Origin of the sequence: Alistipes sp. 56_sp_Nov_56_25 (assembly GCF_001915285.1) — a bacterium.
In the GTDB taxonomy this organism is placed as follows: Bacteria; Bacteroidota; Bacteroidia; order Bacteroidales; family Rikenellaceae; genus Alistipes; species Alistipes shahii.
Genome location: NZ_MNQF01000009.1, coordinates 1 through 18,081, shown reverse-complemented (window position 1 = coordinate 18,081; position 18,081 = coordinate 1). Strand labels below are relative to the sequence as shown.

At 58.9% G+C, this 18,081-nt stretch carries 9 protein-coding genes and 1 pseudogene; 7 read left to right on the top strand and 3 right to left on the bottom strand.

Annotation, left to right across the window (positions count from 1 at the left end):
- Positions 1–50: 50 nt before the first annotated feature.
- Positions 51–2,225: a S46 family peptidase gene (locus BHV64_RS04450; RefSeq protein WP_149886844.1), complete on the top strand. Its 2,175-nt coding sequence runs from the start codon at positions 51–53 to the stop codon at positions 2,223–2,225.
- 128 nt (positions 2,226–2,353) lie between these two features.
- Here the strand turns inward: BHV64_RS04450 and BHV64_RS04445 are convergent, their stop codons facing one another.
- From BHV64_RS04445 to BHV64_RS04435, 3 genes are read right to left on the bottom strand one after another with little or no spacing between them, the layout of a single operon-like run.
- A complete protein-coding gene (locus BHV64_RS04445; RefSeq protein WP_149885862.1) occupies positions 2,354–3,943 on the bottom strand; it encodes a DUF6850 family outer membrane beta-barrel protein in 1,590 nt (529 codons plus the stop codon).
- A 12-nt stretch (positions 3,944–3,955) separates the two neighbouring features.
- The gene (locus BHV64_RS04440) at positions 3,956–5,227 is read right to left on the bottom strand and encodes a DUF4876 domain-containing protein (protein WP_022061952.1); all 1,272 of its coding nucleotides are present in this window, start codon (positions 5,225–5,227) and stop codon (positions 3,956–3,958) included.
- 13 nt (positions 5,228–5,240) lie between these two features.
- Positions 5,241–8,147, bottom strand: a complete 2,907-nt coding sequence (locus tag BHV64_RS04435) for a TonB-dependent receptor (RefSeq protein ID WP_217726959.1) — start codon at positions 8,145–8,147, stop codon at positions 5,241–5,243.
- 670 nt (positions 8,148–8,817) lie between these two features.
- Here BHV64_RS04435 and BHV64_RS04430 point away from each other — a divergent pair.
- The 6 genes and pseudogenes from BHV64_RS04430 to BHV64_RS04405 all read left to right on the top strand — a co-directional run.
- On the top strand, positions 8,818–10,044 hold the full coding sequence (locus tag BHV64_RS04430; RefSeq protein ID WP_254886340.1) for a carboxypeptidase-like regulatory domain-containing protein: 1,227 nt from the start codon (positions 8,818–8,820) through the stop codon (positions 10,042–10,044).
- Positions 10,041–11,447, top strand: coding sequence for an outer membrane beta-barrel family protein (locus BHV64_RS04425; protein WP_254886339.1), 1,407 nt, complete (start codon positions 10,041–10,043; stop codon positions 11,445–11,447). The genes BHV64_RS04430 and BHV64_RS04425 overlap by 4 nt, the downstream gene beginning before the upstream one ends.
- A 93-nt stretch (positions 11,448–11,540) precedes the next feature.
- The gene (locus BHV64_RS04420; protein WP_138265754.1) at positions 11,541–13,739 is read left to right on the top strand and encodes an alpha-galactosidase; all 2,199 of its coding nucleotides are present in this window, start codon (positions 11,541–11,543) and stop codon (positions 13,737–13,739) included.
- Positions 13,740–13,823: 84 nt separating this feature from the next.
- Positions 13,824–15,941 carry a Tex family protein gene (locus tag BHV64_RS04415; protein WP_217726957.1) on the top strand — a complete coding sequence of 706 codons (2,118 nt, stop codon included), beginning with the start codon at positions 13,824–13,826 and terminating at the stop codon, positions 15,939–15,941.
- A 124-nt stretch (positions 15,942–16,065) separates the two neighbouring features.
- Positions 16,066–17,313, top strand: coding sequence for a sulfatase-like hydrolase/transferase (locus BHV64_RS04410; RefSeq protein WP_195579261.1), 1,248 nt, complete (start codon positions 16,066–16,068; stop codon positions 17,311–17,313).
- A gap of 471 nt (positions 17,314–17,784) precedes the next feature.
- Positions 17,785–18,081: pseudogene (locus BHV64_RS04405) on the top strand (site-specific integrase); the annotation flags it as partial.

Sequence of the window (18,081 nt, the reverse complement as noted above, 5' to 3'; positions counted from 1 at the left end):
CGGGGCTTGTGATACGCAAGCCCCTTTTTTCGAGATAAACCAAGAAGACGATGAAAAAAGCGATTTTTTACCTGCTGGCCTGCGTCCTGCTCCCGGTTGCGGCGTCGGCCGACGAAGGCATGTGGCTGGTCAGCACGTTCCGGGACGTGATCTACCCCCAGATGAAGAAGGAGGGGCTGAAACTCAAACCCGGAGAGATTTACAACGAGGAGTCCCCGGCGCTGTGCAACGCCATCGTGGCCGTCGACGGCGGCATGGGCACGGGCAGCGTGATTTCGGACAAGGGACTCGTCATCACCAACCACCATGTGGCCTACGGCGACATCCACTCGTTGAGCACCCCCGCGAAGAACTACCTCGAAGAGGGCTTCTGGGCGCTCGAACAAAAGGACGAACTGCCGCTCAAGGGCAAGACCGTGACCTTCCTGCGGCAGGTCCGCGACGTGACGGACGAGGCCCAGGCCATCCGCGACTCGCTCGAAAAGGCCAACAGCCTGGGCATCTTCGGGACGCGCAAGGTCTATGGCATCCTCGAACGGAAGTACGGCGGGGACACCCCCTTCGAAGTGGAATGCGCCTCGATGTGGAAGGGCAAGAAATACCTGCTTTTCTACTACGAGACCTATAAGGACGTGCGCCTCGTGGGTGCGCCTCCCGTGAAAATCGGGGCCTTCGGCGGCGAGCAGGACAACTGGGGCTGGCCCCAGCACAAGGGCGATTTCGCCCTCTACCGCGTCTACGGCGACGCGAAGGGCCGCCCGGCGGCCTACTCGGAGAACAACGTGCCCATCACGCCCCGCAAGGTGCTGAATGTCTCGACGAGTGGCATCCACGACGGGGACTACGCCATGGTGATCGGCTTTCCGGGCCGCACCAACCGCTACATGTCGTCGCAGGCCGTGCGCGAAAAGGAGCACGTGACCAACCCCGTGGTGATCAAGGCGCGCCGCGACCGCCTCGACATCATGCTGCGCCACATGGAGGCCGACCCGGACGTGCGGCTGATGTACAGCGACAAGTATTTCAACATCAGCAACTACGCCGACTACGCCAAGTGGGAGAACATCTGCCTGCGCCGTTACGACGTTATCGGCATCCGCGCCGCCGAGGAGGCGCGCCTCGCCGCCTGGATCGACGCCGATCCGGCCCGCAGGGCCGAATACGGCGACCTGCTCGCCAACCTCAAAAAAGGCTACGAGGCCCGCGCCGAAGCCGTGCGCGAAAAGTGCTACTACCAGGAGACGTGGATTCGCCCGAGCGACGTGATGATGACGGCCAACCGTCTCGGCACGCTCGTCGACCGCATGCAGCGCGACGGCATCGCCTCGGTGCAGGACGGCGACAAGAACTTCGCGGGCGTGAAGTCCAACACCCGCCGGATGATGAAGGACTTCGACCTGGCCACCGACAAGGAGGTGCTGACACGGATGATGGAGAGTTTCATCGACAACGTGCCCCGCGAAATGTGGGGCGAGCAGCTGCCGCAGCTTTACGACCGTTTCAAGGGCAACGTTCCGGCGCTGGTCGACTACGCGTTCGAAAACACCTGCTGCACCAGCTACGAAAAGCTCTGCGCCTGGTTCGCACAGCCCCGCACGGCCGAGGAGATCCTCTCCGACCCGATGGCGGCGATGGCCAATTCGGTCAGCTCGCGGCGTTTCGCCGAGAAACTCAAACAGGCCGAGGAGACGTCGGGCATCGACGCCGACAAGGAGGAACTCCGCTACACCCACGCCATCTACGAGATGCGCGAATCGGAAGGCACGCCCCAATATCCCGACGCCAACTCGACAATGCGCCTCACCTACGGAACCGTAGGCCCGGTCTCGCCCAAGGACGCCGTGCACTACGACTCCCGTTCGACGATCGACGGCTACCTCGAAAAATACAATCCCGACGACTACGAATTCCGTGTCGACGACCGGATGTCTTCGCTCATCCGCAGCAAGGACTGGGGCCGCTGGGGCGAAAACGGCCGGCTGTACGTCAATTTCCTCACCAACAACGACATCACGGGCGGCAATTCGGGAAGCCCTGTGCTCAACGCCCGGGGCGACGTGATCGGACTGGCGTTCGACGGCAACCGCGAGTCGATGTCGGGCGACATCTATTTCCACCCGACCAACTTCAAGACGGTCTGCGTCGACATCCGCTTCGTGCTGTGGATCATGGACAAATACGCTGGCGCCGGAAAGCTGATCGACGAAATGCGGCTGGTGAAATAACCCGCCCTGCGCTCGCCAAGGAACGGACCCTTCAAAACGGGGGTCCGTTCCTTTTTTATGAATCCCCGACGACAAAAACCCCGCAGGACTTTGCACGTCCTGCGGGGTTTTTAATGACGACCCGCGGTTCAGAAGTTCAGACCCACGGCCGCGAACAGGCCGCCGCGCCGGCTGCCGTCCATCAGGCCGCTGCGCCCCCATGCCGCACGCCCTTTCAGATCGACGTACAGGCTCATTTTCTTCGCCGGGAAACAGTGCGTATAGCGCAGGCCGGCCTCGCCGTTCAGACGGTCGTTGGTCAGGAAGGCATACTCCTGGGCCAGCAGGTCGGCGCGATAGTTCTCGTTGTCGATCTGCACCCCCTCGGGGCAGCTCTTCTCCAGTTCGGTTCCGCCGCCGAACGTATAGCCGCCGCGCACCGTCGCGTCGAGCCAGCTGCGGCCGCTGAACCGGAAGTTCTTCGTCACGCCCAGCATCAGTTTCGAATAGTGCAGGTCCTGATCGTAGCATGCCGGGGAGATCGTATATTCCGATTCGGCCTTGTAATAGGTATAAGCCGCATCGACGATCCACGAACTGCTCCACTCGTTGCGCTTGACGTAGAGTTTGTAATCGGCATCGACGCTGCGCTGCTTCTGCGAGAATTTCAGGAAGCGACCGTACTGTTTGTACAGTTTCTGATTGGTCTCCGGATCAAGTTCCAGCTCCTGAATATTGTTGTATTTCAGCAGGTCGCCCCACGAGGCGTCGACCGAAAGCCGCTGATCGACCCCGCGGCCCGCAACGTTGAGCACCCCCAGATAGCGGTAGGTCAACTGATCGTTGTCGCCCAGATGCTGGTCCAAATCGAAGCGGAAACGCTCCATTTTGCCGTATTCGGCCGAGAACTGATTGAAAAACTTCACCCTCTTTCCCAATTTCAATTCCAACTGGGCGGCGCCTCCGTATTCGGAGCCTTTGTAATAGACGTCATAGAATTTTTCGCTTCCCCCGAGCTGCTGGCTGGTATAAAACCACATGCCTTCGAAGAAGTAGATCATTCCGCTGGTCGTATTCGTACCGAAAGCCGCATAGCCGACCTGCTCCGTCGAGCGTTCATACGTAAAATTAAGACCTGCGTCCACCACCTTCGAGGTAAACATCACACCCGGCTGAACGCTCAAATACATCGAGGTGGTTTTATTGCGCGAATCCCGACGCTTTGCCAGGCTGCGATCCTCGTATTTCCCCATCGCTCCAACCACCCAGCGCCCCATACGGTAGGCAACCCCGGCCTCGATGGCATAGGTTTCATCACGCGTATTTCCGGGAATCGAATCGCCGATCAGCATCGGAGAATCTCCGATGTTGGCATTTCCCGCCCAACTGCGGTCCTTCGAAGCCGCATAATCATAACTCAACTTACCGTAGAACGAAAGACGATTCCAACGGCGGTACGACTCGGACCGGACCCCGAACGCATTCACTTCCGCTCCATCGGTAACGTTGCGCAGTCCGCCTTGCTCGAAATCATAATTCACTTCCGCAATGGAGAGCGATGCCTGATTGAGCATCAGGCCCGCCGCATTGTCCGAAACGAGCCATCCGCTTTTCGAACGAATCCGTTCCAGGGTATAATATTTTTCAAGGTTCTCCTTCGGAGCGGAGGACTGGGCGAAAACGCCCGACCCCGCACATACCGCAGTCAACAGGAGCACCGCATAGATCTTTTTCTTCATGGCTGTTTCGTTTTATCGGTTTTTGTACTCCGTGCAAAGGGTCGGTTCATCGAGCGGAATCCAGTCGTCGGCCGAATTGTTCGTATCCTGATAAACCGTACGACCTACGATCTCCGAAGCGCTTTCGTCCACCTTGCGGATATAGGACTGACCGCTGTACGAGGCCGTCGTGATAAACAAAGGCTGGAGACTGATGTCGGAGCAAAGACGCGGGACGTGCGTATCGTTACTGCGGAACTCCACACCATCGAGAATACACTCCTTGGGAACCATTATCGAGGGCATACTCTGATACTTCGTCGGCTGATACATCACCTTGCCGTAGGGCCGGCCTTTGATGGCTCCGTCCTTAACGTACTCATAAGGATCTTCAGGCAGCCGATATACAACGATCGCCGGCGAGCTGATGGAGAGAACGATCGAATTTCCGGATGCCAGCTCACAGAAGCATTCCAGCCGTTCAACGCCCGCGGCCGGAGCTTTTACCGCGGAGCCAGCAAAACGGTCGATATACATCGCCCATACATTATCCGCGGCAAGGTTCATCGGTCTGCTGGTCTGGTCTGCCGTATGTTCGACGGCGCTCAAGGCAATCACGACCTCTTCGCCCGGCTGTATCGGGTGCTCCCGGCCTTCGCCCGGGAAAACAAAACCGAAAGCGTTGACCGGAATGGAATCGCGGAGTTCGGTGCTGGTGCTTCCCAACCAGAATTTATTGTACACGGCCGATTTTCCCGAATTGAACGACGTGTGGAATCCGACTCCCACCCCGTCGAGATACTGCACATCGTCGGAATTGTTGCAGAGCGTGAAATACTGGTCATAGTTATAATTCGCTTTCCCGTCGGCAGTCTTCGTTTTGTGAAAATAAACCTCTTTCAGAATGATCGTGCCACGCGCCGTAGCCTTAATCTCGAGATTGTTCGTCCCGGCCGACTGACCGTCTTTATTCAGCACGAAATCCCTGGTGGCATGCAGGAACTTGCTGATTCCGCCCACATCGGCCACTTTGCTGATAATCACGCTGTAATTTCCGTACTCGGCGTCGATCCGGGTTTCACCCTTCGCATCCGTTTCGGAAGTATACGTATTTCCGATCTTCGTATTGCGCATAGTCACCTTGAACCCCGACTTGTCGAGCGACGCCAACTCTCCGGGCAAATCAATGGAGATCAGCACCTCCCTGTTGCCATGAAGCAATTCGCCGTCTTTCATATCCTTGAGGCAGCCGCACAGCAGAAAGGCCGTCGCCAAAGGCACCAGATAATATAAAATCTTTTTCATCATCTGCAACTCTTTAGAATTTAAGTTTTAGTTCCGCGCCGAAATAAATATCCGTATTTACGCGCTTATAAGTTCCCGTACTCTTCAGCAACATTTTAGGATGCGAGTTCGTAAAGTTGTTGGCGTAGAATGAAATCTGGGCAATCCTGCCGATCTCTTTCGTAACACGGAGGTTGGCCATGAAATAAGGCTTGAACGAATTTTCGACAAAGGTCGTAGTCGCACTGCCCGTCTGAAGATATTCCCGGTAAGCCGCTCCATAGGTAGGATCGTTGTACAAGTCCCGATTGAACGGCAATAGCTGACCATCCATGTTCATATAGAAATCGGGGTCCCGGTAGATCATCTTGCCATTCGTCCCATTCGAAAAATCGCCATAAACGGGATTATTGTCGTCATCGAGGATGTAAACACCGTCTGCCTGGAGATTCCGGGTCCGGTTGAGCCATACACACTGGACGGTCAGTGTTGTAATCAGACGCAACTTCGGAATGTGCGTGATCAGGTTAATATTGGAATTGAACCGGGTGTACACCGAACCGGAAGAGACGGATTTGCCTCCATAATAGGCTCCCAGAAACGGGTTGTAGATATTCTTACCGTCAATAGGCACTTTCACCGAGGAATAAGTATCGTACAACAACACGCCCTCGCTATCCTTCCGGGTCATGGTCATGTATGCTCCGTTGACAACGACCGAAGTCCGGACCGGACGAATCTGCCCGAAATCGAACGTATACTCGACACCCCACTTGTCGTATTTACCGTCATTGGCCGGTTTCTTGACGGATGCCGTATTGAATATTTTCTCATCCCGATAGTCGAGCGGCTCGCCTCCCACGCCCAGAACCGGTTGTCCCGGATTGTTCGGATCATCCATATAAACCGGAACTTCCGTCCCTTTATAGGTTTCGTATTCCCGGAATGACAATACCTGCGGAACCATACGAAGGGTATAACCGTTACGCATCTTTTCATTATAATAGGTAATGCCTCCCTTGACACCGAACATATCGAAATCGAGACCCACTTCGAAGTTCTTGCTGTACTGCATCTTCAGATCGCGGTTAATCATATCGGACTGCGGGGTCACGAACGTAGTCCATGCCGCCACAGGCCCCGTCTCGGTAGTTCCGCCCCAGCTGAACGAAACCCGGTCAATATACACCGGAAAAGGATAAAGCAGCCGCAGGGCCGGCAGCGTGGTCTGGATGCCCCAGCCGGCGCGCAGCGACAGTTCGCGGACCTTTTTCGGCGCGCGATTGCTGATGATCGTATATTTGGCGTTAAAACGCGGATCGACGGCCCACTTATCGTTCAGCTGATCCGTCGCCATATAGGTAAAACGTCCGCCGGCCTGCAACGTGAGCGATGTTTTTCCGATCGGCAGCGTCGCTTTTTCTTCGGCGAAGACAGCCACCTGATTCAGGAAAGGAATGTCGCTGAACGGCTCCGGACGGAACGACATGGGACGCACGCCTTCGTAATACTGTCCTTTGCCGGTGTTGCCCGAATTGTTCCACTCGACACCGAGCATCGCCTTGTTGTAGACCTTGCCGTAACGCCCCGAAAGTTCAGCCACCATTTTAGCCGTGGTGTAATAGGCCATACTCAAATTCCGAATATCGCTCAAGTAATTGTCAGGGGTGAATTCAGTCAGATACTCCCCGTTTTCCAAAGCTCCGGGATTGGCGACACCGAGGGCGCTGGGCGCCATCTGCTGACGGGCGTACTGACGGGTCATTGATGTGTTGAAAACGTATTTCAACGACGTAATCCACGACTTGTTGAGCAGCCACGAACCATTAAGGTTGATCGACAGGTTCCGGTCGTCCAACTCCTTGCGTTCAGCCTGCGAGATATTGTCCGGATCAGCCTTTGTAGTGCCGCGCGAAAGGTAACCGCTCACCTTCGCATTGAACTGAAACGGCGTGCGGTCACGGTTGAAGGTATTGGTATAACCCACCGAAAACGTTCCGCGGTCATAAGATTCCTCCACCGTACGGATGTCCTTCATCGCATTGGCGTAGTCGATCGACGCATTGAGGAAACCCTTGTCGGACCCCAACGCATAACCTTTAGTCAGCGACACGGCCTTGGTGTCCGGCACGGTCTTCACCCGGATTTCATAGGGAGTGCGGCCCTGCTTGGTCTTGACGACGACCGCTCCGGCGCTCATATTGCCGTATTCGGCCGACGCAACGCCGCGGATGACCTCGATCGACTCGATATTGTCGGTCGAAATGGTGCGCATGTCGATACCCCGGCTGGTTTGCTGCCCGAAAGCGGCCGCTTTTCCACCCATCAGCATCGCGCTATTATTCACAACGGCTCCATCGACATAGACGCCCACCGAACTGGAGTTGATGCTGTTCGCATCCTTACCGTCCGTCATCGAATTAGGCAGATCACGGATGCCGACGAAATTCGAAGTGGAGTTCGTCAATTCCGGATTCGCGGTCAGCACGCCCGGCAACAACTGCATCACGTCCTTGACGGAGGTGGCTTGCAGGTGGTCCATCGCCTGACGGTCGATCGTCGACGAGGAGTTGATGCTGCGGCCCCGCTGGGCCGTTACGGTCACGGTGTTGAGTTGCAGGCTCGACTCCTTGAGGCGCAGCGAGAGCGCCCCGATCGAAGCGCTGACCGTCACCTTGTACGAAAGCGGCTCGTAACCCAGGCAGGTTGCCTCGATGGTGTAGCTGCCGGTGGTCACCGACGGCATCCGGAACCGGCCTTTGGCATCGGTCACCACCCACAGCTCAAGCGTCGGAATGGAAACCACGCAGCCCGCAATCGGCTCCTTCGTGTTGTACTCCGTCACGGTCCCTTCGATGGAGACCTTCTTTGGAGCCTGGGCCTGCACTCCCAGCGGAATGCAGACGCCCGCCAATAAAAGCATTAGTAAAAATTTCTTCACGGCAAACAGGGTTATGTGAATAGTAAGAATGTCATTCGTTTTCGGGGGACAAAGATAGAGTGCCGCACAACAGGCGGCAACCCCGAGAAATGGGGATTTCACCGGTCAGGGGACACAATAACGGCTTCCGGCAGCTGCATGGCGCAACTGTCGGGCATCGGGAAACACGCGACTGTCAACAGATGGTAGGGCAATTCCCGCGGGGGGGGGAACCCGGGCCGGGAATTCGTCGGCATGGTCCGGAACGCTGATCCGGGCGGTCGCCGGGCGGCGGTTCAATCCACTCTTCCTCATGCCAGTTTCATTTGATTCAAGACAAATCTTGTTTCGCAAGATAAGAAAAAAACACCATTCCGAACATCTTTTCGAACCATGAATTTAACCGAACTTACAATCCGAACGCATCCTGCGGCATATCGCGACAATGTTTAACCGGATTTCCGCCTGCGGTTTCGATCCGAAACGCCCCATTCGGGCCGAAATTTCTTTTTTTGCGGACCGGCTGTACTATGGACGGAAATTACTATCTTGCGGCCAATAAACCTTCACCCCCCCCGGTTTGACGCGTTACATACTACTGATTCTCGCCCTTCTCGGGTTTGTCGGCATGCCCTCCGCACATCCGGCGGGGAATCATGCGCTCCAATCCTTCGCCCTCTCTTACCAACCCATGAACTTCGGCCGGCCGGCGCGCACGGTCGTCACGGTCGAGGACAAGGAGACGCACGACCCGCTGCTGGGCGCCACGGTCTCGATCGTCAGCCGGGCCGACACGCTGCGGGGCACGACCGTCAAGGAGGATTTCTACCGTATCATGGCCGTCTACCGCTGCGACCGGATTTTCCGCGACTCGGTCGACCTGGAGGTCACCTACGTGGGTTACAAGCCGTTCAAAAAACGCTACGGAAACACCGGATTCCGGGGACGGATCGAGGTCAAAATGGAGGTCGACGAACAGTCGATCGCGCAGGTCGTGGTCGTCGGGCAGCAGGTCGCCATGGTCTTCCGGGGCGACACGACGGTCTACAACGCGGGGGCGTTCAAAACCATGGCCGACGACCGTTTCGCGGAGCTGCTGAAGCAGCTGCCGGGCGTCGAGATCAAGGACAACAAGATTTACGCCGAAGGGCAGGAGGTCAAACGGGTGCTGATCGACGGGAAAAACCTCTTCGGCTCGAAAACCTCCTACGCACTCACCGACCTCGAAGCCTCGGACGTCCGGAGCGTGCGGGTCTACGAGGATTTCAGCCCCGAGGCAAAGCGCCTGGGGGACAACACGGCCGAAAAAGAGAAGGTGATGGACGTCGAAACCAAGTCGAAGCGCGGTTACATCCTGGGCGGGAATCTGGAGGGAACGCTCGGCGCGAGCCTCGAAAGGGACTACTCGGGTCGGCATGAAATCCGCCATTCCGAGGCCGGAAGCTTTTACCGCAACACCGAAAGGGGCAACTGGCGTCTCGAAGCCTCCAACTCGAAGGACAACATCCGGCAGGGAGAAGGCGTCTCGTTCGACTCGAAGACGACCCCCACGAAACAGACCGACGCCCAGGCGGACTATACCCTGCGCCGGGGCGACTCGACCAACGTATCGACCGCCGTCCGGTTCGGTCGCAGCCGCCAGAGCAGCACGGGGTCCTCGCAGACCGAATATTTCCCGACCGAAGCCTATGCCCTGCGCAACGAGGAGAGCCGGAACGAATCGCTCTCGAAATCGCTTTCGGCGGAGATCTCGAACTACGTCAACATCCAGCGGAAGAAGAAGGTTTTCGGGGCCATGACCACCTTTTCGATCGACGACGGCTCCACCTCGGGCACAGCCGCACGCAGCAGCGGATCGACGACGAAAAGACCCGGACGAACCTCAACAGCAACTCCGACAGACGCAACATCCGATTGAATGTCAGCATTTTCTTCCACTCGAAAATTTCCGAACGGTCGACCCTGTCGTTCAACGTCTCGGGCAAATACGCACCCGGCGACCGGGACGGCTGGCGGGTCGACACGACGGCCTCGACACCCGGCCTGCAGGTCAAACTGCGCAACGACGGCGACAGCCGCAACTATTCGTTCGGCGCCAATCTGGGCTACCGCTACAAACTGGGAAAAAAGGGTTCGGTCAACGCCTCATACAACTTCAGCCGCGATTACGCCCGCTCGAAACAGCTGGCGGTCGATTTCCTCTCCGACCCGCAGGGCGTCGTCGACACGGTCAACTCCTACCATTACACGACCGACACCTACACGCACAGCCTGCAAACCAGCCTGCAATACCGGAGCGGCGACGTCTGGATAATGGCCGGACTGGGCGGAGTGCTCTACGACATCGCCCGCAGCGAGCGCTTCCCCAAGGAGGAGCGCTTCCCGCGGCTGTTCTTCCAGCTCAACCCGACGGTCTACCTCTCGGTCGGCAAGTCGCGGAAGCGTTTTTCGTTCAACCTGGCCTCCTTCCCGCAGATGATCCCGCTCGACGCGCTGCGCTCGACGCTCAACGCCACCAACCCCCTTTCGTTGCAGGCCGGAAACCCCGGTCTCAAGTTGCAGAACGACCTCTCGGGATCGGCGGGATTCCAGTTCACCGACGTCAAAAAGGCCCTCTCCTTCAGCGTGCGGCTCAACGGCAGCTACACCTTCAACTACATCACCCAGCGACGCACGCTCTTCCTCGAAGACACCTACCTGCCCCAGTACGACTACACGGCACGGAAGGGTGCGCAGCTCACCACGCAGGCCAACGTCGGGGGCAATTACAACCTCGGGGGCAGGGTCTCCTACTCACAGCAGATCAACCCGCTGCGCTCGACCCTGAACGTCTCGGTGAACTACGGCTTCAGCCAGACGCCCTATTTCACCGGCGAAGACCTCTTCCACTCGGTCCGCCATTCGCTCGGCTTCGGCTTCGGCTTCGACTCGGGCTTTTCGAGCAAGGTCAAGCTCAACATCCGCTCCAACACCTCGATGAGTTCCTACACCACGCAGAAAGAGACCGCGCAGGAGCTGCGCGAACAACTCACGGCGCGCGTCGACCTGCGCTTCGGCAAGTATTTCGGGTCGGTCGGCACGCTCTACGAATTCTACTGCAACAGCCGCTCGCACGCGCTCACGCGCCACAACGTGATCCTCAACGCCTCGGCGGGGCGCAAGTTCGGCAAGGAGAACCGGCTGGGGCTTTCGGCGGGCGTCATCGACATCCTCAACCGCCCCGACTACGCCACCACGAGTTTCGACACGGATTACATCGTCACCTCCTCAACCTCCTACCTGGGCCGTTACGGCTACCTGCGCGTCGCCTATACGTTCTGATCGGAAGCCGCCGGAATTACGGTGTTATTTCGGTTTATTTCGTATAGTTTCGCATATTTTCGTATCTTTGGACGCAGAAACCGTTTAAAGCGTATGAAAAAACTACTGATCCCCCTGATTGCCGCCTTTGCCGCGAACACCGTATCGGCCGCCGCGCCGCAGCAGGTCATCGACATCAGCACCGACAAGGTCTCGATGGTGCTCACCGCCGCCCCCGGAGGCGAAGTTTATTTCCGCCACTTCGGCGGACGCATCGACGACCCGGCGCCGCTGGCCGACTACAAGAGCAACCGCCGCAGTGACCACGGAACCGAGGACCTGGCCTATCCCGCGACGGGAGGCCGCAACTTCCGCGAACCCGCCCTGCGCGTCACCCATGCCGACGGCGACATGAACACCGAACTGCGCTACGTGTCGCACGCCTCGAAACAGCTCTCCGACAAGAACGTGACGGAGACCGTCGTGAAGATGACCGACTGCTGCCAGGCGCTCGACGTGGAACTGGTCTTCACGGCCTACGCCCGCGAGAACGTCATCACCACGCACGCCGTGATCCGCAACCGCGAGAAGGGTCCCGTCACGCTGCACAGCTTCTACTCCTCGTCGCTCCCGCTGAAGGCCGACAAATACCTCCTGACGCACCTCTACGGGGCCTGGGCGCGTGAAGCGCAGGTCGACCACACGCTGCTGACCCACGGATCGAAAAGCATCGAGTCGACGCGCGAGGTGCGCACGACCCACACCGAAAACCCGGCGTTCCTGCTCACGCTGAACAGCGATTCGTTCAGCGAGACCTGCGGCGAAGTCATCGCCGGAGCGCTGGCCTGGAGCGGCAACTTCCGCCTCAACTTCGAGGTCGACGAATTCGACGTGCTGACCGTCCTGGCCGGCGCCAACCCCAACGCCTCGGAGTACAGGCTCCGCCCGGGCGAGACGTTCACCACGCCCGAAATGATCTACACCCACTCGTTCTGCGGCGCGGGCGGCGCCTCGCGCAACCTCCACGACTGGGCGCGCAACTACGGCGTCTACCACGGCCACGAGGCCGTCCCCACGCTGCTCAACAGCTGGGAAGGCGCCTACTTCAAGTTCGACGCCAAGGTCCTGAAACAGATGATCGACGACGCAGCCTCGATGGGATTGGAAATGTTCGTCCTCGACGACGGCTGGTTCGGCAACAAATACCCGCGCAACAACTCCAACGCCGGATTGGGCGACTGGCAGGTGAACGCCGCGAAACTCCCCGAAGGCATCGACCACATCGCCTCCTACGCCCACTCGAAGGGACTGAAGTTCGGCATCTGGATCGAACCGGAGATGGTCAACCCCAAGAGCGAGCTGGCCGAGAAGCACCCCGACTGGATCGTCCGTCCGCCGAAGCGCGAAGCGCCCACGACCCGCAACCAGTGGCTGCTCGACCTCACGAACCCCAAGGTGCAGGACTTCGTGTTCGGAGTCTTCGACAACACGATGAAACTCTCGGACAAGATCGACTACATCAAGTGGGACGCCAACCGCAACGCCAACAACGTGGGTTCGGCCTACCTCCCGGCCGACGAACAGTCGCGCTTCTGGATCGACTACGCGCAGGGCTTCTACAAGGTGATGGAACGCATCCGCGCCAAATACCCCGACGTGCTGATCCAGGCCTGCGCCTCGGGCGGCGGCCGCGTGGAGTACGGCGCCCTGAAGTATTTCGACGAAGTGTGGACGAGCGACAACACCGAGGCGCTTTCGCGCGCGCGCATCCAGTACGGCACGAGCCTTTTCTACCCCGCCGTCGTGATGGGTTCGCACGTCTCGGCCACGCCCAACCACCAGACGGGCAACATCACGCCCATCAAGTTCCGCTTCGACATGGCCTGCGCCGGACGCCTCGGCATGGAGCTTCAGCCCAGGCAGATGACCGACGAGGAGCGGCAGTTCGCCCGCCGGGCCATCGCCAGCTACAAGGAGTACCGCGACATCGTGATGCAGGGCGACCTCTACCGCATCGGCACGCCCTATGACAAGAGCGGCTGCTACGGCCTGATGTACGTTTCGAAGGACCGGAAGCAGGCCGTGCTGTTCACGTACAGCCTCCGGTACCAGGGCCGCTCGCTGATCCCGAAATTCCGCTTGCAGGGCCTCGACCCGAAGACGGGCTACACCATCCGCGAACTGAACGTCGACAAATCGCGCAACTGGTTCGACGGCAAAACCTTCAGCGGCGAGATGCTCTCGAACGCCGGCATCAACCCCTCGATGCCGAAGATTTACGACAGCGGCGTATTCCTGCTCACGGCGGAATAGAAGCTGCTCCGTCGCGAAAGCCACCCCGGGATTTGCCGCCGGGGTGGCTTTTTCCTATCTTTGCCGAAGAACATTTTTCCGAACATGATCGAACAAATCATATCCCGACGACTGCAAATTCCGCTGCACCAGGTGCAGGGGACCGTGTGTCTGCTCCGCGAAGGGGCGACGATCCCCTTTATCAGCCGCTACCGCAAGGAAGCGACCGGCTCGCTCGACGAGGTGCAGGTCGCCTCCGTCAAGGAGTGGCTCGACCGGCTCACCGAACTCGAAACCCGCAAGCAGACGGTGCTCACGACCATCGAGGGGCAGGGCAGGCTGACCCCGGAACTCCGCCGGCGCATCGCGGAGTGCTGGGATGCGGTGGAGCTGGAGGACATTTACCTGCCCTACAAACCCAAACGCCGCACGCGGGCCACCGTGGCGCGCGAACGGGGCCTGGAGCCGCTGGCCGAAATCATCCTGGCGCAGCAGTCCCGCAACGTCGTGCAGCAGGCCCGGCGGTTCGTTTCGGCCGAAGTGCCGACCCCGGAGGAGGCCCTCGCCGGGGCGTGCGACATCGTCGCCGAACGTATCTCGGAAGACGAGCGCGCCCGCAACACGCTGCGCCGCACGTTCGCCCGCGAAGGCATCGTCCATTCGAAACTCGTCAAAGGCAAAGAGACGGAAGGGGCGAAATACGCCGACTATTTCGACGCCGAGACGCCCCTGCGCAGCATCTCGTCGCACCGCTTCCTGGCCATGCGCCGCGGCGAGGAGGAGGGCATCCTGAAAATCGCGGTCGACGTGGATGCCGAACATTGCATCGAAAGTCTCCGCCGGCTGTTCGTACGGCCCGGCTCGGCGACGCGCGAATGGATGGAAGCGGCCGTGGCCGACGCGTTCAAACGCCTGATACGCCCCTCGATCGAGACCGAACAGCTCGCGGCGGCCAAGGAGAAGGCCGACGACGAGGCGATCCGGGTTTTCGCCGAGAACCTGCGCCAACTGCTGCTCTCCTCGCCGCTGGGGCAGAAGCGCGTCGTGGCCATCGACCCGGGATTCCGCACGGGATGCAAGGTCGTGGCGCTCGACGCGCAGGGCAACCTGCTGCACAACACGACCGTCTACCCCCATCCGCCTCAGGGCCGGGCGGCCGAAGCGGCCGAGACGCTGAAATCGCTGGCCGCCAGGCACAAGGCCGAGGCATTCGCCATCGGGGACGGCACGGCGGGCCGCGAGACCGAACAGCTGGTCCGCGGACTGGGGCTGGACGGCGTGGAGGTATTCATGGTGAGCGAGGACGGCGCGTCGGTCTACTCGGCGTCGGCCGCGGCGCGCGAGGAGTTCCCGGACTACGACGTGACGGTGCGCGGGGCCGTGAGCATCGGACGCCGCCTGATCGACCCGCTCTCGGAGTTGGTCAAGATCGACCCCAAGTCGATCGGCGTGGGGCAGTACCAGCACAGCGTCGACCCGGCGAAGCTCAAGGCGCGGCTCCGGACGGTCGTCGAAAGCTGCGTCAACCGCGTCGGCGTCAATATCAACACCGCCTCGAAACACATCCTGACCTACATATCGGGGCTGGGACCCGTGCTGGCGCAAAACATAGTAGCCTACCGTGCGGCGAACGGGGAGTTCAAAAGCCGCAGGGCGCTGCTCAAAGTGCCGCGGCTGGGAGCCAAGGCTTTCGAGCAGGCGGCCGGGTTCCTGCGGGTCGTTGGAGGCGCGAATCCGCTGGACAACAGCGCCGTGCACCCGGAATCGTACGCCGTCGTCGAGCGGATGGCCGCCGACGCGGGCGTGACGGTCGAACGCCTGCTGGCCGACAAACAGCTGCGCAGCGGTCTCAAGGCCGAACGATACGTGAGCGGAGAAACGGGGCTGCCGACCGTGACGGACATACTCGAGGCGCTCGACAAACGGGGGCTTGACCCGCGCGAGCAGTTGCAGGTCTTCGCATTCGACCCCAACGTGCACACGATCGGCGACCTGCGCGAGGGAATGCTCCTGCCGGGCATCGTCACCAACATCACGGCCTTCGGGGCCTTCGTCGACATCGGCGTCAAACAGGACGGGCTGGTGCACATCTCGCAGCTGGCCGACCGCTACGTGGCTTCGCCGGCCGACGTGGTGCATCTGGGACAGCACGTCGAGGTGCGGGTGACGGGCGTGGATGCCGTTCGCGGACGCATTGCGCTCTCGATGCGCCGCGAAGCATAAAAGACCGGATCAAGCGAGGCCCTGCAACGGCCATCCTGGTCGAAAAATGGCCTTTTAAGGTCGAATATTGTCCGCCCGGTCCGTAAAACATCGCTACCTTTGGGTATTCAAACCATTAACCCATTTGTCCGATGAGAAAAAACAACCTGTTCATTACCTCGTCGTGCCTGCTGGGGGCACTGGCCTCGTGCTACGGGGCCTTCGGAAAGAACCCGCGGCCATCGGCAAATGGCATCTGGGGTGGGATTGGACACACAAGGAAGGCAAGGCGAAAACCGTCGACAACATCGGCTTCACGAAACGCGTGGCCAACGGTCCCACCGATCGGGGATTCGACTATTTCTACGGGCTGACCTCGCCGTCCGGACCTCCGTACCTCTACATGGTCAACGACATGGCGGAGAAACAGCCGAACACGAGATTCGAAGAATCCGGCGGCGGACTGTATAAAATCAAGGGCGGCATCGGCCACAGCGACTGGAGCGCCGACGGCATGCAGCCCCACCTGGCGGACAAGATGCTCGAATACCTCGACGAAAACAAGGATTCCGACAAGCCGTTCTTCCTCTACATGGCGCTGACGGCTCCCCACATCCCGCTTTTCCCGAGCAAGGAGTTCAAGGGCAAATCCAAGATCGGCGACTACGGCGACCTGGTGATGATGATAGACGACATCGTCGGCAGGGTCAATCGAAAGCTGAAGGAGATCGGCAAATACGACAACACGATCGTCATGTTCGCCGCCGACAACGGCTGCGCCGGTTACATCAACATGGACAGGATAAACAGGAAAGGGCACTATCCGTCCTATATTTACCGGGGCTACAAGTCGCACGGCTGGGAAGGCGGCCACCGCATTCCCTTCATCCTGTCGTGGGGCGACCGGTACGGACACGTGACCGATAATTCGCTCGTCTCGCTGACCGATCTGTACGCCACGTTCGCCGACATGCTCGGCTACCGGATAGCCGACGACGAGGCCGAAGACAGTTTCAGCTTCTGGCCGATACTCGACGGCTCGGGCAACGCCGCCCGGACCGACCTGATCGCCACGTCGGGAGCCGGCTATTTCACCTACCGGACACCGCAGTACAAGCTGATATTCAACGCGGGAAACGGTTCCGGCGAAGAGTACAGGATCGACGGACAGCCCCCGCTGCAATTCTACGACATGGTCAACGATCCCGAAGAGAAGGTCAACCAGATAAACAATCCGGAATACGCGGGCCGGATCAGGGAGATGGCCGCCCGGGTGAAGAAGTACATCGAGGACGGCCGATCGACGCCCGGAGCCAAAGCGGCCAACGACGGCGGCAATTCCTGGAAACAGATCACCGACATAATGAGCGGCCTGTACGCCGGGAACAGGTAAGGGCGAAACTGCGTCGAAGGATGCCGGAACCGCCGTCCGGCTCCGATCAAAAAACCTCCGCATTCCGGAATCGGAATACGGAGGTTTTCAATTGGCGGCAACGGGCTGGCGCGGGACATGCTCGAAGATACCGACGAGCAGGCTGACGCCTTGTTATTGCTGAATTACAAGCGATAACGAAACAACCGAGGCTGATAAGGGCCCTGACAAAGAAAAAGTCCTCGGAAGTTATTAGCTTCCAAGGACTTTCACATCAAAGTTGAGGTCTGAAGCGGACGCCATAAATTTGAATCTAATTTTACCGATTTTAATTTTATTTTATCTATATATCAATATTTTACAGCTGTTTTTCAACAACTGCGAGGTCTGGAAGTTTTCGAAAATTCGGCCGATGTATGACAAATGTATGACAAAAATGATTACATTTGCAGCAGATAAAACCTCCTGACCTAAGATAAAACCTCCTGACCTATGGCTTCATTCTGCTATCGCATCCGCTCGACCCAGAAAAACAAACTGGTCAAAATCCAAATTCTCTTCACGGTTGGCCGTGGCAACCAGTTCTACGTCGACAGCCAATATATGGTGTTGACGGACGCTTGGGACAACAAGCGGCAGACGGTCAAGAGCCGCTTCACCTTTACCGACGATTTCACCGAGCAACAGGGACGCGAGCTGACCAAGAATCTCTCCGAACTGCGCAGCCACATCCTCGGAGAGATTGCCAAGGATCCCGAACACGCGATGACGAAGACACGGCTGGAGAAG